Below are 23,489 nucleotides of genomic sequence, written 5' to 3' on the forward strand. Positions count from 1 at the left end.
TTAGGAATTTAAATATGTACTCTTGCTCCCCGATTTGACCGACCATTATTTTGTATTAAATATCTTTTTTTGATGATTTCATATAAATGTCCTCATCGACCCATGCTACACAAGAGATTTTTGACTTAAAGAAATTGTGTTACAGCAATAACATTAATGATGAAGCAAATTGGCCAAATTTGTCTTATATTGTTATATTTCATTTATAATTTTATATTTTTGAGATAAGGCATAAACCAAATTGTGAAAGGAAAATCAAAACATTTTCTACTATTTCTATTATTCATACTGATCTATCAGATTGGATCGGCGCAGTATGGTTTGGAATTTTCCAGTCATAATATGGAGGCTGATAAGCGTACAGGTCTGCTTATTGGATCAAAAGAATATATTTCCTTTCAGCATAAAGTTTCTGTATCATTTGACCTATCTTTTTTGCCATTTCAGCAAGATTATTTTGGATATATCTTTCGGTTGATGACTGAAGATGGTCTGAATATAGATTTAATTTATGATAGGCGCCTTGATCAGGGTAATCATTTTAAGCTAGTGGTTGGAGAGGATTTTACACCCATCTCATTTAATATTGCTCCCCTTGATTTATACTACAAATGGACATCTATGCGACTGGATCTAGATGTGGATAAAAAAGAATTAAATTTTGAAGTAGGAGGTAAGTCCTATCCTTATAAATTGAAAAGAAATATCAAGACACAGTTCAAACTGGCATTTGGCGCCAATAGTCTGAAAAGTTTCAAAACGATGGATGTACCCCCCATGCGTATAAAGGATATTCGGATAGCTGACAATTCAAAACCTAAGTTTTATTGGCCTTTGGATGAGTATTTCGGTATAAAAAATCTGGATATTTATGCGAAAAACCCTGCAGAAATCTTAAATCCAATCTGGATAAAACAGTTGCGTAGCGAATGGAAGATGCAATCTTCTTTTAAATTAGAAGGACAGGCGAGTGTCGCTTTTGATGCTGATGAGGAAACACTATTTTTTGTTGGAACTAATCGTTTAATTGTCAATAAGGTCGGAAGTGACTATTTGCGTTCTCAGGAATATACCAATGGGAAACTTCAACTTGTTAATGGGAGCCAATCTCTTTTTGACCCTATTCGGAAAAAAGTACTTAACATCTCGGTGGATCAAAAAATTGTAGCAAGCTATGATTCAATAAGTCGAAGCTGGGACAGACAGTTTGACTATCCAGCGGTTGGAACAAATTACTGGTGGTTCAATAAATGTTATAATATAAGCGACAGCAGTATTTATATGATCGGAGGTTATGGTCACTTTAAGTATAAATCGAGTGTACTCCGATACCATGTCCCAAGTCAGCAGTGGGATAGTGTAGCTTTAAGTGGCGATGAGATTTTTCCACATTATCTTGCTGGTATGGGGCAAGATAAAGATGGAGTTTATCTTGCTGGAGGATATGGGAGCTCAACGGGTAATCAGATGCTCAATCCACGGGTCTCCAATGAATTTTTAAAACTAGATTTACAGCACAAAAAGATCATAAAGCGCTATGAGTTCCCTAATAGCCTGGCAGACATGGTATGGGCAAACAGTTTGGTGGTTGATGAACATAATGGGCTGTTTTATGGATTAGTATTCTCCAATTCTAGATTTAAGTCTAAGTTGCAATTGGTCGCGAGTAATTTGAACAAAACACAAAGCCAATTTTTAGGAAACAGTATCGCTTTCCCTTTTCACGATATCCGATCATTTGCAGATCTCTATTTTGCGCCAAATTCAAAAACTTTTGTGGCTGTCACTTTACTGTATGATGATAAGACGGATCTGACCAATGCTACAGTATATACTCTTATGGCACCACCCTTGCCATTTGAACCACAAATCTCCTTAACATCTAAATCTGTCGTATTAAACTACATACTCGCTTTTGGGGCAACAATAGCACTCTTGCTATTGTCTTGGTTCTTATATCGTAAAAAAATATCTAAAGGGGTTAAAAGTAATACGAGTGTTAGCCCAGAAAAAGAAGAGAAAGTCGTTGTGACTGGTGAAATCATATCTATTCCCGCTACACTATCCGAGCCGCATGAAACAATGGATACTGCTGGTATTTATCTATTTGGTGGAGATCTGCAGGTTTTGGATCAGAATGGGAAAGAAATTACAAAAAAGTTTTCACCACTGCTAAAAGAATTGCTTCTGATTTTTATTCTGTATACTGTCCGTTGGGAAAGAGGGATCAGTTCGGAAAAATTAACTGAATTATTTTGGTCAGATAAGACACAATCGAGTGCCCGAAATAATAGATCAGTCAATATTGCCAAATTGAATAGTTTGCTGGAATTGCTAGGGGATTTTAAAGTTTCCAAAAAAAGTGGCTATTGGTGTCTTGAACCTTTGGATAGCATTTATATCGATTACTTAAGATTCAATCATCTCGTATCAAATAAAAAAGTTTTCAGTGAAACTGAGATCAGGGAGCTGCTTGACATTATCGATAAAGGAGGCTTTTTGTTTGAAGTGGATTACGAGTGGCTTGACCACTTTAAAAGTGAAATTTCTATTCAGGTATTGACCACTTTAGGAAATATTATAGAACATATCCAGATTTCGGACAACGCCTCGTTAATTATCGAGATCTGTAACAAGATTTTTTATTTTGATGAAGTCAATGAAGAGGCCATGATTTTTAAATGCCGTTCTTTACTTCAGTTAGGATATTATAGCGTTGCCCTGCAATGTTATGAAAACTTTTGCCAAGTATATGCCCGTATGTACGGGGAGCCTTACCCAAAGAGCTTTAAAGAAAGTATAAAATAAAAATATTTTATAGCGCTGATATACAGGAGTTAATGTTTGTTTTGGCCGGTTGTTAATGTTCTGTTAATCTTCTATTATACCCTCCAATTCTATATTCGTTCTCATATTTAATAACCAAGATTATGAGACCGAAAATACCACTTAGATTTTTCCTAAGGGAATAATTGCTATGGGTTACTTTTCCAAGTGACCACCCCTTCGAATACACCATTATGAGTCATTCTATAACCAATTAAAAACCAATTAATGAAAACAAACTTCATTTTTAGAGGAAATGTGGCGCCTTGGTGCAGGCTCCGTAAATACCCTTGGCAATGGGCACTTTCCTCGCTTATTTTACTATCGCCCATGGCATCAGTTGCGCAGCAAAAATCTATTGATGGTAAAGTACAGAGCTCAAACGAAAAACCTATCATTGGTGCTTCGATTACAGATGTACGGACTGGCCAGAGCACCTCAACAGATGCTCAAGGAAAATTCAAGATTAATGCTTCACCTGGTGACAAATTGATCATCAGTTATGTGGGCTTTCGGAAGTCAGAAATTATTGTTGGCCAGCAGTCTCTTTTAGAAGTACTGCTCGATGAAGACAATACGATGCTTGATGATGTTGTCGTTGTCGGTTACGGAACGCAAAAGAAAGCATCCCTGACAGGGGCGATCTCCTCAGTAAGTAACAAGGAAATTGCTGTTACTAAAAATGAGAATGTGGTCAATATGCTTGCAGGTAAATTGCCGGGAGTGCGCATTAGCCAACAGTCCAGCCAGCCAGGATCATTTGAATCTAATATTGATATCCGTGGTATGGGTGAACCGTTGATCGTCGTGGACGGAATCCCGCGCGATAAAGATTATCTGTCGCGTATGGATGCTAATGAAATCGAAAGTGTCTCTGTGTTAAAGGATGCTTCAGCAGCGGTATATGGCGTACGTTCAGCTAATGGTGTACTACTGGTGACCACGCGCAGAGGAAGTAATGCTGATGGCAATTTTGAAATCAATTATTCTTATAATCATGGTTGGCAGAAGTTCCTTTATGTACCCAATACGGTAGATGCTCTTGCCTATATGCAACTTAAAAATGAACAGATAGGCCGTGACTTCAATAGTAACTACCCGGTAAAAATGCCTAATATCTTTGGCGAATCGGATTTTGAGGCATATCGGAATGGTACCAAAAAAACATCGAATTATGTCGATGCTGCATTTGATCATGTATCGCCTCAGTACCAACATAATTTATCTGTTAATGGAGGAGGAAAGAAGGTCAATTACTTTTTTAATCTTGGTCATATGGATCAGATGGGGGCTTATAAAAGTAAAAGTCTCAACTATAACCGCTGGAACTTCCGATCTAATATAGATGCCCAAATTACGGAAAGATTAAAGGTTTCTTTGGATCTTGGAGGCTATGCCGACGAGACAAACCAACCCAGAACGGATATCTGGGCTGTATACAAACAGGCATGGCGACAAAGACCTATTGTACCGATCTATGCCAACGATAATCCGTTGTATCCCAACTTTGAGATGATTGATAACGAAAATCCAGTTGTTGTAACCGATTCCAAGCAAACAGGATACCGCAAGTTTTTGAGAAAACAATTTAATGGTATTCTTTCCTTAGATTATAAGATCCCTTTTGTTGATGGTTTAAATGCAAAAGCTACTTATAATTATGATTTTAAATACAGCGATAATACTGATTTTAAAAAATCATATTTCTTATACAGCTATACACCGCCTGTATATGACGGAAATGGGCAGATTGTTACTCCTGAAAAATATAATACACATGAAAAGAATGCTCCTACGACGATAAGAAGAAGTTCTTATCCCGATACCCATTCACTAATGCAATTCTCGCTGAATTATAACCGAAAGTTTGTCGATAAACATCAGGTATCGGGCTTGTTGCTATTTGTGGAGGAATATAATAAATGGGATAGCTTTTATGCCCAGCGTGAGATCATGGTCAATTCGGAATACTTATTTGCCGGAGAAGACAAAAATCAATTGGCCAATATGGAGGGAATCGGAGAGCGGACTGCACGTGGTTTAGTTGGTAAGTTTAATTATGATTACTTGGGCAAGTATTTGGCAGAATTTAGTTTTCGATATGATGGTTCTTCCAAATTTCCAAAAGAATCCAGATGGGGGTTTTTTCCGGCCGCATCAGTTGGCTGGCGGATGAGCGAGGAGTCTTTTATTAAAAACAATTATGATTTTATCAATAATCTGAAAATAAGGGCTTCCTATGGTAAGTTGGGAGATGACCGTTCGGCAGGTAATTATCCTTCTACTATCGTCGGTTATGCGCTTGAACCTAATGAAACGGGATGGATTTTTGGTGGCAATCTTGTTAACGGAGCCTTACCTACAGCTATTCCAAATCCCAACTTGACCTGGTATACGTCTAAGACTGCAGATGTGGGATTGGATCTGGACCTGTGGAATGGTAAACTGGGAGTAACGTTTGATTATTTTAACAGAAACCGTTCAGGATTATTGGCGACAAGTCTTGATCTTATTCCAGGAACGGTTGGAGCCAACTTACCTCAGGAAAACTTAGAAAGCGACCGTACTTTCGGGTACGAAATTGCATTGACACATCGCAATAAAATTAATGAATTCAATTATTTTATTAATGCTCAGGTGTCCTCGACCAAAAGTCAATTTGTAGATCGCGTAGAGTCGAAAGCAGGCAATTCTTACGACAATTGGCGAAACCGGAATTCAAATCGGTATAAAGATATCTGGTGGGGCAAAGATTATGCAGGGCAGTTCGGTTCCTATGATCAGATTTATAATCACCCGACTTTGGTTACTAGTGGTACACTGCCAGGAGATTATTATTATGAGGACTGGAACGGAGATGGTTTGATCAATGATGCTGATAATCATCCTATTGCAACTTATAATATGCCTTTAATTAATTACGGTTTTAATGTGGGTGGTTCGTGGCGCGGTTTTGATGTAGCTATGAATTTTCAGGGAGCTGCCAAAGTGTATGTACAGTACACAGAAGTACTGGCTGGACCATTGCAATTTGATGGTGGTGCACTGACACAGTTTTTGGATCGTTGGAGACCTTTAGATGGTACTGCAGATCTTTTTAATCCGCGCACCCAATGGACTTCAGGTTATTACCCTTCTACAGGTTCACCCATGGCCGAAGGAACGCGTGCTGTTCAAAATGCTTCTTACCTCCGTCTGAAAACTTTGGAACTGGGGTATTCCTTTCCAAAAGAATGGTTACAGGCTATTAAAGTCAAAAATTTTAGAATTTATGCAAGTGCCTATAACCTCTTTACCTGGACAGGTCTGAAATATTCAGATCCAGAGCATCCAGGTGCGGCAGGAGGCTCTTCTTCCGGTGAGATTGATGTGTATAAGTATCCCATTAACAAAACTTACAATATCGGGGCATCCATTAAATTTTAATTTCAAAACGAACAAAACATGAAAAAATCAATTGCTATAATAATCATTGGCCTTTTCCTGTGCTCGAATATGCAATCTTGCAGGAAAATGGATCTAGATCCTCTAGGAGTATTGGGTGAGGATGCGCTTTTTGGAAACGAGGCTGGAGCACGAAAATATGTTGCTGGTATGTACAGCTTCCTACCAATAGAAGATTTTGTCTATCATCCAGAACGTGGATTCAGGTGGGACAATTACTGGCAGAATTCTGAAACTTTAGCTGCAATGAGCGGCGAGATGACGGGACAATTTTGGGGAGTGGCAGGTGCGCAGGGCTTCGGCTATTGGCCTTATGACCGTATTCGGAACATTAATACTTTGATCGCCGGATTGCCCAAATATCAAACGAATTTTAGCGAAGAAGGCTATAATCAAATATTAGGAGAAGCACATTTCCTGCGGGCTTTCTATTATTTTGCACTGGTAAAGCGTTATGGTGGTATACCCATTATTACAGAAGTGCAGGATCCTACAGGTGATAAAGCGCAGCTTTTAGTAAAACGGAATAAAGAAAGTGAAGTCTATCATTTTATAAATGAGGATCTTCAACAGGCAATTACGAAGATGGCCGCCACTAGTGAACGTGGTAGAGCCAATAAATATGTTGCGGCTTCGTTACTTTCCCGTGCTATGTTGTACGCAGGGAGCATCGCAAAATATAGCGGTTACGGTAATCTAGCCGGAGATGCTACAGATCAGGAGTTGGTAGGGATTAAAAAAGAGGAAGCCGAATGGTTTTTTAAACAGTCTTATGATGCCTCTACCATCGTACTGGGAGGTCCATACAGTCTGTATAATAAAAATCCGCAGGATAAGGAACTTAATTATGTGAATCTATTTCTGGATCTGGATAGTCCCGAAGATATTTTTATCAAAGAATATAGCATTACTGCACCGCATAACAACCGCTTGAAGCATAGTTACGATGCAACCCATTTACCTAACCCGACTTTTTCGAGTGACAATGAGTCGGCCGCATATCCGGTGTTGAATGTTGTTGAACTGTTTGACGAACTCCCGATAACGGATGCCATAACAGGAAAACCGATCCGTTATACCGATCGTAAACAATTGTATGCGGAACTGGAACCCAGACAACGTGCTACTTTTTATTTCTCAGGTATGGAATTACGTGAAGGTGCTGAACGTCGTAGTTTTGATATTCAACGCGGACTTTATAAAACTTTTCCTGGAAAGGCTACTGATGCACAGATGGGATCTGGATCTGCAACAGTGAACAGCGAGTCAAACCGTATTTTGGGTGGACCTAAAAATAGTCAGTACGATTATAATGGTACGAAGATTAATATTACGGGTGAACATGGTATGTGGAAGGATGGTCATGCTAATAATACACGTACGGGCTTCTTTATTCGGAAATACATCAATTACAAGATGTCCACTAAGGATGTAAAATTGTACAACAGTACACAGCCTTGGAAGATTTTTAGGCTGGCAGAAATCTTGTTGAATAAAGCAGAAGCAGCCTATGAACTTGGAGTGATCAAAAATGATGGATCTCTGAAGCAGGAAGCTTTCCAATATATTGCTCAGGTTCGCTTAAGGGCAGGAGCAAAACCTTATGTATATAACGGCGCTCCGGCTAATCTTTCGGGAAAATATGGTTATCCTTTGGATGGCAATATGCAGTTTATCCGTGAAGAACGTGAACGTGAACTTTGCTTTGAAAACCACCATTGGTGGGATATACGCAGATGGCGTATTGCAGATGTTGAATTAAACAACTTTGTGCCTAATGCGTTGATGCCTTATTTGGTATTGGATGAGCTGAAGTATAGTCCTACTGGCCAGCGAATCAACTCTTTTATTTTCATCAAGGAAAAAGAACCTTGGAATAAAACCTTCAATTTTGAGAAAAAATGGTACTATGAACCTATTCCAGGAGGGGAGTTGAACAAGAATCCAAATTTATATCCACAAAATCCTATTTATTAATTCAACAGCAATGAAAACGATAAATTTATTGATGGCTTTAGCAGGTATGTTTTTTTTGAGTGCCTGTTCAAAAACTGATAATTACGAAGGGCCAAATGCCAGTATGAGCGGCCAGGTAACTGATCAAATTACCAAAGAACCTTTTCTGACAGGCCAGGGTGAATTTAGTATCCGGTTATTGGAAACAAGCTGGAGCGATAATCCAGCTCCGCAGGATCTGCAAGTCAAGCAGGATGGTTCGTACAGTCATACCAAACTATTTCAAGCCACTTACTCACTACAACCTTATGGTGGTGCTTTTTGGCCTGCAGATAAGATAGAAGGATTTAAATTGGGGGCTAATGCTAAGCAGAATTTTGAAGTAACCCCATACCTGCATGTAAAAAATGTAAAATGGAATCTGAAGGCTGAAAACAAATTGGATATTTCATGTTCATTGGCAGCTCCGGTTACCAATGGACTGCCACAGGTAATTGAGATAAGGCCATTCTTTAGTCTAACACCTTATTGTGGTGCAGGAAGCCGGATTGATGCGTACTATAAAGATGAATATCGGGTATTGATTAATCAAAATTGGGAGAACATCGGAAGTATGCAGACCGGTGAAGGAAAAGAGACCTACACCATTAAAGATATTCCTTTAAAATCTGGCTATACCTATTACGTTCGTATGGGCGCAAAAGTGCGCGATACTTACGAGAAATTTAATTATTCAAACGTTGAAGTGATAACAGTCCCATAGTGGTAAAACGAAGGCTATCGTGAGTTTAGTTCTTTTAGAAAATAAAGGAAAACAAACTCACGATAGTTTTCTACTCATGGGGAATACTATTCATGTATCAAACGAAGATTTTGTGCTTTTAATCTCAATATGAATGGAAGAATATCTCTAATAAACAAACATAAATACATAATTATATTCTGATGAAAAAACTATTTAAAACGGGTTACAGAGCCCTATTCTTAGGTTTGACTTTGTTTTATAATGCGTCTTTGATGGCGCAGGACAATCCATTTATTAAACATATGTATACCGCCGATCCGTCAGCACGTGTCTGGGCAGATGGACGACTTTATGTATATGCATCTCATGATATCGCTCCGCCTCAAGGTTGTGATCTGATGGATCAATACCACGTGTTCTCTACGGCTGATATGAAAAACTGGACAGATCATGGTGAAATATTACGTGCTTCTCAGGTTCCATGGGGCAGAAAGGAAGGGGGATTTATGTGGGCTCCAGATTGTGTATATAAGAATGGTGTCTATTATTTCTATTTTCCACATCCAAGCGGAACAGAATGGAATAAAACTTGGAAAATCGGAGTGGCGACAAGTAAATCGCCGATCAAAGATTTTGTCGTACAGGGTTATGTAAAAGGTGCAGAAGCTCTGATTGATCCACATGTCTTTATCGATGACGATGGACAGGCCTATTTTTACCAAGGCGGAGGCGGTGTGTGCATGGCCGGTAAACTCACGGACAATATGATGGAAGTAGAGGGGCAACTCCAGAAAATGGAAGGACTGGAGGATTTTCATGAAGCATCTTGGGTACACAAATATAAGGGTAAATATTATCTTTCTTATTCAGACAATCATGATGAAAATTGGAAAGACGGTGTAAAGGGCGACAATCGAATGCGTTATGCCATCAGTGAGAATCCTCTGGGACCATGGAAATCAATGGGTATTTATATGGATCCGACCGATAGTTATACTAATCATGGTTCTATTGTTGAATTCAAAGGTAAATGGTATGCTTTCTACCACAATAGTGAGCTCTCTCGAAAAAATGGAGAATTTAATGACTGGTTACGGTCAATAGCGGTGGATAAGCTGGAATATAATAAGGATGGCAGTATTAAAAAAGTAAAACAAACGGGACTAATCACAGTTTCTAAATAATACTGCTATAAATAGACCCTATATTGTCAAAATAAATTATCTTTAAGATCTTAAATGTTATTTTTCCTTAAACCGTTGATTCCTTAATTGTTTACCATGTTAAAAAAGATTATTAAACATAAATCGAATACATTATTACGCACAATATATTGCTGTTCTTTTCTTTCGGTTTTTATGCTAAAAGGTTTTTCTCAGACCCAAAGCCCCAAAGAATATGTGGATTATGTCAATCCTTATATGGGAAACATCAGTCATTTATTAGTGCCGACTTACCCGACCGTTCATCTACCAAATAGTATGTTGCGGGTTTATCCTGAGCGAGCGGACTTCACTTCAGATCGCTTATTTGGTCTTCCGCTTATTGTTACGAGTCACCGTGGAAAATCGGCTTTTAACTTGAGTCCGATGATAAAATTACCATCCGATCTGAAACCTGTGCAACTGTACAGTTATGATCAGGAAGAAATAAATCCCTATTCTTATACGGTACAGCTGGATCAGGAGGATATCAAAGTAGATTATGCGGTATCACATCAGTCGGGTATGTACACCTTTACTTTTCCTACCAAATCAAATAAGTATCTGCAGTTCAATTCACATGAAGGAAAATTGCAGTGGGATGGTCAGGGGCTTTCCGGTTCCCAGGATATCGGGAATGGCACCCGTGTCTATATTTATGCTGTTCCCGAATCAAAACCGATAACAGTGAGTCTTTTGAAAGGTAAGCAATTGGAAAAAAGTACAGAAGCCACAGGTAAAAATGCCTGTCTAGTTTTGCAATTTGAACAATCTGGATCAGCCTTACGGATGAAGTATGGTATTTCTTTTATCGATGTTGCGCAGGCAAAGGCTAATCTGAAACGTGAGATTACGGATTTTAACCAAGAAAAATTAGCAGCCAATGGACGAAAAATCTGGAATGAGGCTTTAGGGAAAATTGCTGTAGAAGGTGAAAATGAATCGGATAAAAAGGTGTTTTATACCTCTTTATATAGAACTTATGAGCGTCCTGTTAATATTTCTGAGGATAATCGCTACTACAGTGCATTTGACGGGAAAGTACATGATGATCAAGGGAAAGCATTTTTTACAGATGATTGGATATGGGACTCGTACAGGGCGCATCATCCGCTTCGGGTATTGCTCGATTCGGATAATGAAGCCTTGATTTTGAATTCCTTTGTTCGGATGTCTGAACAGATGAAGGAACCATGGTTACCGACTTTCCCTGAAATAACCGGTGATAGCAGACGCATGAATTCCAACCATGGCGTGGCCACATTGCTAGATGCTTACCGAAAAGGAATACGTAATTTCGATATTAAGAAAGCTTATCTGGCGGCGAAAGGTGCTATAACTGAAAAGACTTTAGCACCATGGTCAGGTAAACCTGCCGGAAAATTGGATGCTTTTTTTAAGGAAAATGGCTATATACCGGCACTGTATCCTAATGAGAAAGAGACAATACCTGAGGTGAACAGTTTTGAAAAAAGACAACCTGTGGCAGTTACTTTGGGTACTTCCTATGATCTTTGGTGTTTGGCTCAATTAGCCAACGAGCTTGGTATGAAAGCGGATTATGAACTGTTTATGAAACAGTCATTCAACTATAGGAATCTATTTAATGAGCAAACTAAATTTTTCCATCCAAAGGACGATAAAGGTAAATTTATTATGCCTTTTGATTATGTGTTTTCAGGAGGACAGGGGGCGCGTGAATACTATGGCGAAAATAATGCCTGGATATACCGCTGGGATGTACAGCATAATATTCCGGATCTTATCAAATTGATGGGTGGTAATGAATTGTTTATTCAATATTTAGACGATATGTTCCAGCAACCTTTGGGCAGATCTAAATTTGATTTTTATGCACAGCTTCCTGACCATACCGGAAATGTAGGACAATTTTCTATGGCCAATGAACCTTCGCTCCATATTCCATATCTATACAACTATGCGGGACAGCCTTGGATGACACAAAAACGGATTCACAAATTGGTGGGAGAATGGTTTAGAAACGACTTGATGGGAGTACCTGGAGATGAGGACGGAGGCGGTATGTCAGCGTTTGTTGTTTTTTCACAGATGGGATTCTATCCGGTAACTCCTGGACTTACTTCTTATAGCATAGGTTCTCCTTTCTTCTCAAAAGCGAGTATACAACTTCCTAATGGCAAGTCTTTTGTTATTATCGGAAAAAATGCTTCGGCAAAAAATAAATATATTCAGTCTGCCAAATTGAATGGCCAACCTTTAAATACACCACAATTAGATCATGCGGATATTCTTAAAGGGGGGATACTTGAATTTGTGATGGGTGATAAAGCCAATAAAAACTGGGGTAACTAAATCAGAATATTAGGTCTAATCAAGAAAGCGCCGGTATTTATGCCGGCGCTTTTTTTGTTGTTAGTACTATATCTTTTAATTATTGTTTTGAAATAACTGTGGCGTAATGATCACAGCTTTTCCTTGGGTGCCCATGATTTCAATCTGTTTACCGGCATAGCTTATGCAGAGTGGTCCTGTTCTGTTTGGTAGTAGCTGTGCTTTTTGTAAGGATCCATTATTCCAGTGGATATTAACCGTAATTCCACCTCTTGCTTTAAGTCCTTCAATACTTCCACTAGGCATATTTTTACTTAATGCGGGAAGTAATTCGATCAAGTAGTTGTTATTTTTATCACGAACTTGACTTTGAAGGAGCATCTCAGCAATTGCAACTGTAGCTCCAAAATTTCCATCAATCTGAAATGGAGGGTGATTATCAAATAAGTTAGGTAAAGTTTTATCGCTGATGAGGTTATAGAGTAACTGATAGGAGTGCTCGCCGTCATGCAGTCTATTCCACATATTGATTTTCCAGGCCAAGCTCCAGCCAGTTCCATGATCGCCTCGACTTAGTAACGTTTTTTTTGCAGCTTCGGCTAGATCTGGTGTATTAGCGATAGATATTTGGCTACCCGGGTGCAATCCAAAAAGATGTGAAGTATGGCGGTGGTTTACTTCGGTTTCTTCATAGTCCTCTATCCATTCCATAATGCGTCCCGTTTTGGCACTTATTTGTGTTGGTATAAGCTTTTGTAAAGTCTCTTGGCACTGCTGTCTAAAAGTTGCATCAACTTGGAGCACGGTAGAAGCCTCAATACAGTTTATAAGTAAGTCCCGAATAATTTGGCTATCCATAGTCGCTCCATAGGTAAAACTTGAAATCTCTCCATTAGGCAGTTTGAAACTATTTTCTGGAGAATGGGAAGGATTAGTGGTCAAGTAATTGGCAAAAGGTTTATTTTTTGGAATTTTTACCATGAAATCCATTATAAAATTGGCTGCTCCTTTCATGATGGGATAGGCTTTTTCTTTTAGAAACTGACGGTCACCTGTAAACGTATAATGTTCCCAAGGGTGCTGCGCTAACCATGCTGAGCCCATGGGCCAAATCCCCTGTACTCCGTCTGCAGGGGCGGTATAGCCCCAAGCATCGGTAAGATGATGCACGACCCAGCCTTTTGCACCGTATAGTGTGTGTGCTGTTCGTTCTCCAAAAGGAATGAGAGCTGTAGTCAGATCAAATAAAGGTTGATGTAGCTCAGATAGATTGGTCAATTCGGCAGGCCAATAATTCATCTGCAAGTTTATATTGGTATGAAAATCTGCATTCCATGGCGGATCCATCTGCCAGGCCCACATGCCCTGTAAATTGGCCGGCATATGACCCGGACGCGAACTGCTGATTAATAAATAACGACCAAACTGGAAAAATTTTGTAATCAGTTCACTCGGTATTTTTTGATGCTCTTTTGTAAGTGAAATGAGAGCATCTGTAGAAATGCCCGATCTGTTGTGTTGATCCGGATCTTCCAAACTTAGATTTACCCTGTTGAAATAATGCTGATAGTCTTGAATATGTTGACGTTTTAATAGCGGATAATCAACATTTTTGAATGGCTTTAGCGTATTCTTACAGCTGGATAAAGGGTCAATATTACTTTGTTGTGCAGGATAACTGATATGTTTTAAACCTGGATAATTTGTTGCCGCAGTGACCAGTATCGTAATCTCGTCGGCATCGGTAATCATTATTTTTCCATTTTTATTTGAAAATTGACCACCCTTTAGATATATTTTTGCAATTGCTGCAAAGCGTAGTCCTTTTTCCTGTTTAGTTTCAGCTTGTCCGATCTGTCCTTGTAAAATTAACTGAGATGGATCCTTTGGGTCGGATATGCAACTGAAATCCTGTGCTCTTTTCCATGTGAAATTAAGGTCTAATGATTTTTTTTTACTGGCAGTGTAATGGATAACCATGGTGTTTGCAGGAGCCGAAATAAAATATTGGCGTGAATAGTTGACACCTTTATGCTGATAGCTGGTCTGCTGAACAGCTGTCTTTAGGTCCAAAGAGCGTTTATAGTTCTCTACATGAAGATGGGGCATGTCCAGCCACAATTCACCCAGGGACTGGTAAGGTTTGATATGCATAGGTTTACCCATCAACGTACTGTCTGCAAGCTCAATGGCTTCTTTATTCTTTCCTTCGAAAATAAGGTTTTGGATAATTGGGAGTGCAGTTTTTCCTTTGGGATTGTTTGGATTTTGTGTATTTCCGGCCCAAAGTGTACTTTCGTTAAACTGAATACGTTCATCGGCTACACCACCAAAGACCATGGCACCGATTTGACCATTACCTAAAGGTAATGCTTCTTCCCATACCGATGCTGGACGTATATAGGTGAGATTTAAAGGTGCAAATGGGATCGTCTGGTGTGACTGAATTGCAGCACGGTCTGTCCAATATTGATCGATTTGCTGTTGCCGATCACTGGCAGGGATTGCGTTAGAGCTGGTCTTATTTTGGGCAGTGCTATGCGCTAGCCCTAAAAATATGACGAAGTAGCTGATTATGAATTTATTTTGAATCATTTCGTTTTCTTTTAGGTTGATGAAGCGGTATTGCCGTCTTGTTTTTTAGGTATTTGCTTGCCTGTCCGGTTAACCAAAGATAGTGATCGTTAGGAAGATGATCCTCTATGCCGACAAAAGCACCCGTTCCATTTAAGGGTACATCTTTCTGGTGAAGTGTTTTGAAGATTGCTGTACCTTCATCTACTTCATCAAACATGGCAATATAGAGCATTTCTGCACCTGACGTAAGATTATACTGCAATTGTGTCCAGAAGAAATTGCCTGAATCCCGAGGTACAAACGCCTTTGAACTACCGGTCATATTCGTCCACGAAAATCCAGGAAAGCAAAGCGGAACATAATCTACCTGATATTGTTTGCACCATTTCATATCCGCCTGGATCAGGGATTTGAACTGGTCAAATCCGACCTGATTATACCTTCCTACAAACCAAGGCATGATAATATCTGATTTTTTAATCAGTGCATGCAGCAAAGGATCTGACTCTGTATCCTGACGTTGTTCGCGCCAATAGGTGGGAACACCCAAAAGTACACTGTAACCATTTTGTTTCAGGTAGTTGACGATACGCTCGGCAGTTTTTAAATTATACTTGCGGCCATCATTAAATCCGATTCCCCAAACCGCAATCAGCGGTTTTCCATTGTGAAATAGATAAGTTTTTGCATGCTCTCTTTTTTTTAGATTCCATTTTTTTTCGAGTGCAGCAACATCATCCATCAGTATCTTATCGTCACCATCTTTTATACCGCTAAGATCGTACATAACGCATATTGCACGATCGAATTCATTAGCAGATTTGATGGCAGAATTTAATACGGTATTGAATTGGTTTAAGCCACTTGGATTAGCAATTTCTCCGACAAATCGTTGCATAAATACACCGTCTACTCCATAGTGTTGCATCCATTTGAAGTGGAGATTAACCGACGAGTAATCATAAGAACTATAGAGTTTAGCGGGCTTTCCTTCCTTTGTTAAAAAGGGACTATCGTAGGTAATGACATATTCTGTTACGTCTGGCCAGAAATCAACATTTGTAGAGCCGGGGTTAAATCCGTATTTACCTTTGTAGTGATACCATCCCCGATTAGCTCCGTCATCCGGACTATTAAACCAGCCTTGGTAGCCTGCCATAACCAAGCCTTTGTAGGAGTTGTACTGCTTTTGTGCAAATAATAGACTTGTTGAAAAGAATAAGAGCATGCTTAGGACATGAATTTTACATGTTTTAATCATCATACAGATTTATATTTAGTTTATAATTTCTAAATATCACAGCGAACCATTAATAGTATATTAACAAAAGTATTAATAGAGGTAATTTTATGTTTTTTTTTAATTTCAAGATGCAGATTCTTCGTTATACTGTTTTAATGAAAGCAGTTGATGTTCCTGTATAATGATAATCTTTTTTAATCAGAAGCGAGGCATCCATTCAATTTCGTATAATAATCTAACCTTTTGGTATAAAATTCAAATCTGGTAAGTCCATATCGAGTAGATTTGTTTAACAATGCTCTATTCCGGTTTGATAGAGTCAGAATAATTTGGTTAAAACTAATTCAAAGAACATGGTTAAGCAGGTATTAATTTTTAAGAGTTCAATAAAAACAGTAGAGAGCAAAATTTTTTTGATGCAATTATTGCAATTGAATATGCCGGAAGTGTTTTCTCCTACAGTAGATCTTGACGATGAAGATTCGATTTTTCGAGTAGAAACAGCTGGCTGTTCTATTGATCGGTTAACCAATTTGTTGGACAGCCATAATATTCGAGTTGATTTATTGGAACGCTTTGATGTTGCCTAATCGGATGAACTCTTATAAAAGACCGCTTGTATATTTTTGGAAAAAATCGTTGCGATAGATTTCTCCTATCGGTATCTCTGCGTCGTCTATGTAAATGGTATGACTATCAAAAGAATCGATAAATGACATATTGATCAGGTAAGATTTACTTACCCGGATAAAGAGTTCGGAGTTCAGTTTTTGATGGATTGTTTTTAAGTTCATGGCTGTGATCAGTTTGTTGTTGCGAGTATAGATCACGACATAATCTTTTAGGGCTTCAATGAATTTGATTTCATCAAAGGTGATTTTATAATATTTTCGATCTGATTTTATCAGTATAGAATTGTCATTGCTGGCTTCAAATGTGTTTTTCTGTTCATGAAATGTCAACAGTTTTTGGTAAGCGATTGCTTTCGTTATCGCTTTTGCTAGTCGCTCCTTTTTGATCGGTTTTAAGAGATAGTCAATTGCGTCAAGTTCATACCCCTGCAATGCATACTGACTATATGCTGTCGTTAAAATCACTAATTTATCTGTAGGCAATGACTGTGCAAAATCAAGACCATTGATGGTCGGCATTTCAATATCCAGAAATAGCAGATCAACAGCATTATTTTTTAAAAATTCCATTGCCCCAATAGCGCTGGAAAATTCCCCTACAATCTCAAGGGCTGAAATTTCTTGTACCAGATTGCTCATTTCTTCACGAGCGAGAGGTTCATCATCAACTATAATACACTTCATATTGGGATCGTTAATTTTACGCTATATTCCGTTTCTTGAACAGTAATATTTAACTGATAATCGTCTTGATATAACAATGCTAACCTACGTTTAGTATTGGTGAGGCCCAGCCCACTATATTTTTTGTTAGGATTGAGGGCAAGTTTTGGATCTTTGGAATTGCGGCATTCAAAGTGAAGCTGCCCATCACTTGCCATGAAGGAAATATGAATAAAGGACGTTCCTTCTGTCGCACTTAAACTGTATTTTATAGCATTTTCGATAAAGGCCGTAAAAATATGCGGAGGTAAGAAAATATTTTTTTTAACGAGTTCAGGTTCGCATTGTATGGTCGTTTTTAAGTGATCTCTTCTTATTTCTTCCAATTTTAAAAAATTGGTTATAAAGTTTATTTCTCCAGTTAAAAGTGTTTTATCGTTATCATTTTCGTAAAGCTGGTATCTTAAAAAATCCGATAGTTTGATAATGACTTCCGTTGCCATTTCAGGATCTTTACGTATCAGTGCTTTGACATTATTCAACATATTAAACAAAAAGTGTGGCTGTATCTGGTTTCTTAAGGAAGTTAACTCAGTTGTTAGGGCCAGATTTTTGAGTTCAGATATTCTCTTATTGTCTTTGATCCAACGATTAAAAAGTTTCAGTGTTGTGGTTGTCAAAATAATGGGAATACTGACTAAGATCCCGTTGAAAAAATTCATGTTTTGCCGCTTATCAACTTTTAAATTTGCAGCCGTTATAACATGCATATAATTGGAAACATACATGACGATCAGTAAACTTCCAATAACCAATAAGATTAATAATATTATATAGATCTCATACCTTCCCTTGAAAAAAAAACGTGGTATCAGCAGATACATGTTGATGTAGAACATACATACAAAAACGATCCATACTGATAAATGTAGATAGGTTTTATATGGATCAGATAGCTCTGTCTTCATGTCTGAATTGAAAAAAAGCAAAAGGAGTCCCACTACAAATACGCTGTGGCGGAGGACCCTATATTTTTTTTCGGTCAAGTAACGTATGATTATTCCATTTTTAAAATCTTGCATCAGTTCTTAGTAATAATGTTACTGTATAGGACAAAAGTAATTTTTTTTGAGCCTACTCTAATTTCTTTTATACCAAGAGTGCTTTTTTTTATACCAAAGTAATTGAAGTAGTATGGTGTGCGTTCTATATTATTCTAAGAAAGGATCTTTTGTATAAAATAAAGGGCGTTTCGTCTAAAATGTATTTTTCATATCCACATTTAGGATATTCTTGTACCGTTTTATCAACCATTTATCCATTGTTATATGTTAAAAAAGATTTTGCTCATATTTGGAATAGGCATTTACACTTTTATTACCAAAGCCCAGACAAAAGACAGTATCCCAGACAAAGTCCGTGCTATTATTGCGGATAAATTTCCGGCGATTCGCGTACTGAATCTGGAGTACGAAATTGTTGGTGGGTTTAAATATGCTTCAAAGTATTTAAAGAATCCACTTCCTAAGGGAGAGGTTCAAAATATGCATCAAGCGAATGCCAGTATGAATGTCAACTTGATGAAGAGAAAAAATTGGACTTTAGGAACGCTTGTGGGGTATCGGCATTTTTCTGTAGAGCTGCTGCAACCTGATTTGAGTACGCGGCAAATATATCAAGAGAAGCAAGATTATTACTATCACCATGAATCATTAAATTTTACTTACTACTCAAGATTATTTGGAAAAATGGCTATTTATAGCGCGAGTTTGATGACTGATGGAAGTGAGAAAGGCTTTGAACGTGTTCGTGGTATGCTGATGGGAAACTTGGTTCTAAAAGCTACCCGTGAGGTGCAGATGACCTTAGGTGTGGTCGGTTTATTGGATCCAAGTGCCCTTGTACCTGTGATACCTACTTTTACATATAAGAGACAGTATCAACAGGGCTGGGTGGTCGATGTCGTGTTGCCGAAAGCCGTTTATCTTCGTAAAACTATTTTGGGTAATGGACGTGCATCTTTTGGATCGGAGCTTGATAATAACACCTTCTATATCTATGATTTTGCTGGATTATCGAGCGTCCAGATCTTCAATCAGATGAATTTGAATTCAGGGCTGCTTTATGAACACAATCTGGGACGTTCTTTTATAGCTATGGTCAAAACCGGGATGAGAAATTCGTTAAGATCTCGAATATCAGAGAAAAACAAATCTCAGAACGATTTTATTTATGAAGCATCTACGGATCCATCTTTTTATTTTAATGCTGGTTTATCGTTTAATCCTTTTGCAAAAAAACGCGTTAATTAACGCGGATAATCCGTGAATGATATAAATGGAGCATTATATGCTGCCTTTTTAAATCAAAGAGCGCTATCGTTTATAATCTGAGGTAAGCTGCGACCTGTATGATATTATTTACAGTCTTATTATTTCTGCCTAGGCTATATTGATTCATGTAACCTGCTTCTATATCAAATTTTGGATTTACCCGCCATCCTAATGCTAGGTAAGCTCTGTTTTGGTCAAATAACTTACCATTGGTGGAATTTTGAATATGTGCAAAAATTTCATTTTGCAGTGCAATGAAAGGACCATCAGTAAAACTAGTGGTTTCGGAAACAGGGACAATGGCACGGGTGAAATAGCGCAGTCTTTGGGCAAAATCGTAACGGTCCGTAACCAGCTCGTTTTGCTCAACAGTAGGTTGGCCCATAAAGCGCTGTTCTAATCTAAAACGGTGCTGCAGTGTGGAAGGTCGATTTAGAACGGTAAATTTTTGGTTTATAATAAATTGCTCCCATATGCGGTGTTCTGGTACCCAGCCATGGGTAGCGCTAATATTTCTTTGGTTTCCGATGTAGGCATACCCTAAAGTGGCAATCATATTGTTCTTGATATGATAATTCAATCCCGGTCGGATAATAAAGGATTGTATGTCTTTGAGTTGATCTGTACTTCGAGCTTGTCCATCAAAATGTATGCTGAACCGGGGATCTATTTTGTAAGTGAAAAATGCGGCACTCCAACCTGTAAATGTCTGCTGTGTCTGTGCTTTTAAAGGACCACTAAATATGAACAGGAAGATCATGCAACTCTGAAGAAGAAATAATTTAGATAGCATTATTATAAAAGTTTGAATTGGTTTATTAAGTTTAATATTTAAATCTGTTAAGTATCCTTATCCTGAATGGAAAAATAAACAAATTTATTTTACATCCGATTGAAAACAATCACATTTAGATGAACTTTAACCGAGAATTTAGACACCTCTTTTTATAAGGCTTCTAGAAAAGGTTCCATTTAACGCCTATTTGATATTGCGAAATACTCGTATTCCAGTTGTGGTATACACCGGTTTTTCTTTCTACATTTTGATATCGGAAATACAATTTTCCCAATTCTAATCCAAAAGTGTAACCCATTCGGGAGCCTCTATTAAATGCCTCTTCTCCATTATTCAGTAGATATTTATCTTCATTCAACAATTTATTGAATTCGAGGCCACCTAATAATGCAAAATTTGATGTTAGGTCTAACTTAAATAATACAGGGAAATCAAAGAACTGGAGGGCCTTGTTTCCTTTTGAAATACCGTTAACCTGATCCACAGTTTCAGCATTTGTTCTGACACGTGTTACATTATAGGTGGGCTCTACTTGGATAGCCATATTAGGTCTAAAATGATAACTTAGTATACCTCCGACTTGAAAACCTATCCGATTTGCTGAACGGAATGATAGTCCATCAGCATGAGATAAATTTCCACCTAATTTTATTCCTGCTCCAATTTGGGAAAAAACCTTCGCAGTAGGTACTAAAAGTATTAATAGAAGCACTAGTAAAGTTAATCGTATATTTTTACACATATACAAAAGTACCTTTTCTAGATAGCTCAGCTTACTGACTTTTGTAAAGATTTGGTCAATAAGTTGGGTTTTTAATAGGTTATTTTCAATTTTTACAGTTAATAAAACTACAGTAAGACCAGTTTAGTCACATGGAAAAACAACTGGATGACTTTGGATAACTGTTGGCGCTTTAGGTATTAATTTACTTCCCTTATAATCAATATAGTCTTATTAATAGGTATCACTTTTGTCGATAGGAGACCAGATCATGTTTAAACTTTCCAATTATGTGCTCATCTTCATTTAATTTCAATAATTTGTATTGTTTATTTCTTTCGTATTAAATACATGCTCTGACTATTGGAAGAATAGAATGCGAACCCATGGGGTGAAATATAAAATGTTGGTCTAAAATGGAGTGCTGAATAATTTGCTTCTAACACCGTATAGAATCGATTTTTGTAATCGTCAAATCTTTCTTTCTCTACAGCGATATGGGGCTCAAAAAAATTAAAATCACGATCTCCGATCTTTGTTTTAAAGAAAGCTTTCCCGCGCCAGTTTTTGACACTATATCCTGGACTTCCACCACCGATATTGTGGCTGTATTTTAATTTTTCCTCAGGGTGAAAATGTAAAAAAGTAATGTTTTCAGGTAAATAAGGATCTTGTTCGCCGGTCCAAAAAACATCGTCACGGTAACGGCCGGCATCTTCACTGCTATCAATGCTTCTGTATGCTGGTATTTCTTGCCATAGCATCTGCCATTGTTCATCCTGGTAAAAGAAAAACTGCATGTAGTAATGATCATTTCTAGTAACATTTTTTAAAAACCAATATTTGCCATCTTTTTTCGCGCTTGCAATTTTTTGATTTATTTTTTCTCCAGTCCAACTCAAATCTTCATTTAAAACTTTAAAAGCATGTGTGGTGGTATCGCCATCTTGTGGCCAAGTGGTGTAATAGGCTTTTTCGTCATTGGTGAAAATGATGAAATCATCAATAAATTCTGGCCAATATTTATTTTGGGACAAGTGTAATGTATCTTCTGTAATTCCTTTACTATTTATTTTATAATAAAGCATATCACCTTGGGTCTCATCATTTTTTTCTGCATCGCAGGATACGATCAGTTGGTCATTCACAGATGGAAAGATGCGAATGGGATTAGGTGAACTGGAACGAGTGACTTCAGTTTCACAGAACAGTTTCACTTCGAAAATATCGGAATGATACTTTTCGTTAATTTCTTCAAAATTAGCATATGCCGCATCTAAGGGTTCGTTGTTCCGCTCTATAATTCCGTCGCAGGACGTTAAACTGGATATGAAAAGGATCGTCGTGCTTAAAATTGAAGTGAAAAGGGTTGTTTTATTCATGTGATTTAATTTAATCATTATACCTGTCATTTAAAATGAAGCCAATGGTAGAAAAGAATTTTTTGGTTTTGTAAATTCGTTGTTCCCGCTGTCGCAATTCACCCCTTATAATGTCGTTTTTGTAATCTGTTAATTTAAGCAAACCCTTGCATCTTTGTCATATCAATATAAACAATTTTGCAATATAAATAATTCATAAATCTTCAAAAACATGAAAAAGAATAAATTAATCTTTTGGATAGCTACAGCGATCCTTATTATCTGGGAGGGTATCATGCCTCTTGGTACGCTTTTATTTGCGCCACAGTATGTTAATGCTGGAACTAAACCGTTAGGATATCCAGACTACTTCGCTTATGCACTTATTATCTGCAAAGTGCTCGGAGTAATAGCCATTTCTTATCCTAAAACTCCAAGTAAATTGAAAGAGTGGGCCTATGCCGGATTAACATTTAACCTAATTTTTGCTTTTATTAGCCATGCAATGGTCGATAAAAATATTGGATTTATGCTGTTGCCACTTGTTATACTTGCTATACTTATTATTTCTTATGTATATGGCAACAAGACGTATGGTCTTGTAGTAAGGTGATAAATCTTATTACACGATGTCAATAATAAGTGAGAACTGTATTTTCTTCAATAGTAGATAAGCC

General features: G+C 37.8%; 16 protein-coding genes. 9 read left to right on the forward strand and 7 right to left on the reverse strand.

The features are described from left to right. Positions 1 to 243: 243 nt before the first annotated feature. From EDF66_RS03840 to EDF66_RS03865, 6 genes are all read left to right on the forward strand, one after another. Positions 244 to 2,808, forward strand: coding sequence for a galactose oxidase (locus EDF66_RS03840; protein ID WP_132840744.1), 2,565 nt, complete (start codon positions 244 to 246; stop codon positions 2,806 to 2,808). Positions 2,809 to 3,054: 246 nt separating this feature from the next. Next, entirely contained in the window at positions 3,055 to 6,252 is a 3,198-nt protein-coding gene (locus EDF66_RS03845; RefSeq protein ID WP_132840745.1) for a SusC/RagA family TonB-linked outer membrane protein, read from the forward strand. An 18-nt stretch (positions 6,253 to 6,270) separates the two neighbouring features. Further along, positions 6,271 to 8,247 (forward strand): RagB/SusD family nutrient uptake outer membrane protein, encoded by a 1,977-nt coding sequence (locus EDF66_RS03850; RefSeq protein ID WP_132840747.1) that lies wholly within the window; start codon positions 6,271 to 6,273, stop codon positions 8,245 to 8,247. Between the two features lie 10 nt (positions 8,248 to 8,257). Then, a complete protein-coding gene (locus tag EDF66_RS03855) occupies positions 8,258 to 8,989 on the forward strand; it encodes a DUF3823 domain-containing protein (RefSeq protein WP_132840748.1) in 732 nt (243 codons plus the stop codon). Between the two features lie 182 nt (positions 8,990 to 9,171). Next, positions 9,172 to 10,155: a family 43 glycosylhydrolase gene (locus EDF66_RS03860; protein WP_132840750.1), complete on the forward strand. Its 984-nt coding sequence runs from the start codon at positions 9,172 to 9,174 to the stop codon at positions 10,153 to 10,155. Between the two features lie 96 nt (positions 10,156 to 10,251). Next, a complete protein-coding gene (locus tag EDF66_RS03865) occupies positions 10,252 to 12,507 on the forward strand; it encodes a GH92 family glycosyl hydrolase (protein WP_132840751.1) in 2,256 nt (751 codons plus the stop codon). Positions 12,508 to 12,582: 75 nt separating this feature from the next. On the opposite strand, the gene EDF66_RS03870 is transcribed toward EDF66_RS03865, so the two are convergent. Together EDF66_RS03870 and EDF66_RS03875 are read right to left on the reverse strand one after the other, a co-directional pair. Further along, the gene (locus tag EDF66_RS03870; protein WP_132840753.1) at positions 12,583 to 15,081 is read right to left on the reverse strand and encodes a glycosyl hydrolase family 95 catalytic domain-containing protein; all 2,499 of its coding nucleotides are present in this window, start codon (positions 15,079 to 15,081) and stop codon (positions 12,583 to 12,585) included. After that, positions 15,068 to 16,327 (reverse strand): glycoside hydrolase family 71/99-like protein, encoded by a 1,260-nt coding sequence (locus EDF66_RS03875; RefSeq protein ID WP_207898445.1) that lies wholly within the window; start codon positions 16,325 to 16,327, stop codon positions 15,068 to 15,070. Before EDF66_RS03875 ends, EDF66_RS03870 begins: the two co-directional genes overlap by 14 nt. A gap of 395 nt (positions 16,328 to 16,722) precedes the next feature. Between EDF66_RS03875 and EDF66_RS26015 the strand changes: the two genes are divergently transcribed. Next, positions 16,723 to 16,896 (forward strand): hypothetical protein, encoded by a 174-nt coding sequence (locus tag EDF66_RS26015; protein WP_165902355.1) that lies wholly within the window; start codon positions 16,723 to 16,725, stop codon positions 16,894 to 16,896. 12 nt (positions 16,897 to 16,908) lie between these two features. Here EDF66_RS26015 and EDF66_RS03880 read toward each other — a convergent pair whose 3' ends face one another. Continuing rightward, a complete protein-coding gene (locus tag EDF66_RS03880) occupies positions 16,909 to 17,622 on the reverse strand; it encodes a LytR/AlgR family response regulator transcription factor (protein WP_021190018.1) in 714 nt (237 codons plus the stop codon). Further along, a complete protein-coding gene (locus EDF66_RS03885) occupies positions 17,619 to 18,569 on the reverse strand; it encodes a sensor histidine kinase (RefSeq protein WP_207898447.1) in 951 nt (316 codons plus the stop codon). The genes EDF66_RS03880 and EDF66_RS03885 overlap by 4 nt, the downstream gene beginning before the upstream one ends. A 360-nt stretch (positions 18,570 to 18,929) precedes the next feature. On the opposite strand from EDF66_RS03885, the gene EDF66_RS03890 reads away from it, so the two are divergent. Continuing rightward, positions 18,930 to 19,913 (forward strand): DUF6268 family outer membrane beta-barrel protein, encoded by a 984-nt coding sequence (locus EDF66_RS03890; RefSeq protein WP_132840756.1) that lies wholly within the window; start codon positions 18,930 to 18,932, stop codon positions 19,911 to 19,913. 70 nt (positions 19,914 to 19,983) lie between these two features. On the opposite strand, the gene EDF66_RS03895 is transcribed toward EDF66_RS03890, so the two are convergent. The 3 genes from EDF66_RS03895 to EDF66_RS03905 all read right to left on the reverse strand — a co-directional run bounded on the left by EDF66_RS03895 (position 19,984) and on the right by EDF66_RS03905 (position 22,833). Continuing rightward, positions 19,984 to 20,727, reverse strand: coding sequence for a DUF2490 domain-containing protein (locus EDF66_RS03895; protein ID WP_132840758.1), 744 nt, complete (start codon positions 20,725 to 20,727; stop codon positions 19,984 to 19,986). 163 nt (positions 20,728 to 20,890) lie between these two features. Beyond that, positions 20,891 to 21,472 carry an outer membrane beta-barrel protein gene (locus EDF66_RS03900; RefSeq protein ID WP_132840760.1) on the reverse strand — a complete coding sequence of 194 codons (582 nt, stop codon included), beginning with the start codon at positions 21,470 to 21,472 and terminating at the stop codon, positions 20,891 to 20,893. Positions 21,473 to 21,780: 308 nt separating this feature from the next. Next, entirely contained in the window at positions 21,781 to 22,833 is a 1,053-nt protein-coding gene (locus tag EDF66_RS03905) for a hypothetical protein (protein ID WP_132840761.1), read from the reverse strand. 211 nt (positions 22,834 to 23,044) lie between these two features. Here EDF66_RS03905 and EDF66_RS03910 point away from each other — a divergent pair, with 211 nt between their 5' ends. Beyond that, complete coding sequence (locus EDF66_RS03910; RefSeq protein ID WP_132840763.1) at positions 23,045 to 23,425, forward strand: DoxX family protein; 381 nt, start codon at positions 23,045 to 23,047, stop codon at positions 23,423 to 23,425. Positions 23,426 to 23,489 lie beyond the last annotated feature (64 nt).

It is taken from the genome of Sphingobacterium sp. JUb20 (assembly GCF_004342035.1).
GTDB lineage: Bacteria > Bacteroidota > Bacteroidia > Sphingobacteriales > Sphingobacteriaceae > Sphingobacterium > Sphingobacterium anhuiense.

What these genes read in the sequence shown, in the direction of transcription:
- EDF66_RS03845 (WP_132840745.1), top strand. Translation starts at nt 3,055, where the DNA reads ATGAAAACAAACTTCATTTTTAGAGGAAATGTGGCGCCTTGGTGCAGG.
- EDF66_RS03850 (WP_132840747.1), top strand. Translation starts at nt 6,271, where the DNA reads ATGAAAAAATCAATTGCTATAATAATCATTGGCCTTTTCCTGTGCTCG.
- EDF66_RS03855 (WP_132840748.1), top strand. Translation starts at nt 8,258, where the DNA reads ATGAAAACGATAAATTTATTGATGGCTTTAGCAGGTATGTTTTTTTTG.
- EDF66_RS03860 (WP_132840750.1), top strand. Translation starts at nt 9,172, where the DNA reads ATGAAAAAACTATTTAAAACGGGTTACAGAGCCCTATTCTTAGGTTTG.
- EDF66_RS03865 (WP_132840751.1), top strand. Translation starts at nt 10,252, where the DNA reads ATGTTAAAAAAGATTATTAAACATAAATCGAATACATTATTACGCACA.
- EDF66_RS03870 (WP_132840753.1), bottom strand. Translation starts at nt 15,081, where the DNA reads ATGATTCAAAATAAATTCATAATCAGCTACTTCGTCATATTTTTAGGG.
- EDF66_RS03875 (WP_207898445.1), bottom strand. Translation starts at nt 16,327, where the DNA reads ATGATGATTAAAACATGTAAAATTCATGTCCTAAGCATGCTCTTATTC.
- EDF66_RS26015 (WP_165902355.1), top strand. Translation starts at nt 16,723, where the DNA reads ATGCAATTATTGCAATTGAATATGCCGGAAGTGTTTTCTCCTACAGTA.
- EDF66_RS03880 (WP_021190018.1), bottom strand. Translation starts at nt 17,622, where the DNA reads ATGAAGTGTATTATAGTTGATGATGAACCTCTCGCTCGTGAAGAAATG.
- EDF66_RS03885 (WP_207898447.1), bottom strand. Translation starts at nt 18,569, where the DNA reads ATGAAGACAGAGCTATCTGATCCATATAAAACCTATCTACATTTATCA.
- EDF66_RS03890 (WP_132840756.1), top strand. Translation starts at nt 18,930, where the DNA reads ATGTTAAAAAAGATTTTGCTCATATTTGGAATAGGCATTTACACTTTT.
- EDF66_RS03895 (WP_132840758.1), bottom strand. Translation starts at nt 20,727, where the DNA reads ATGCTATCTAAATTATTTCTTCTTCAGAGTTGCATGATCTTCCTGTTC.
- EDF66_RS03900 (WP_132840760.1), bottom strand. Translation starts at nt 21,472, where the DNA reads ATGTGTAAAAATATACGATTAACTTTACTAGTGCTTCTATTAATACTT.
- EDF66_RS03905 (WP_132840761.1), bottom strand. Translation starts at nt 22,833, where the DNA reads ATGAATAAAACAACCCTTTTCACTTCAATTTTAAGCACGACGATCCTT.
- EDF66_RS03910 (WP_132840763.1), top strand. Translation starts at nt 23,045, where the DNA reads ATGAAAAAGAATAAATTAATCTTTTGGATAGCTACAGCGATCCTTATT.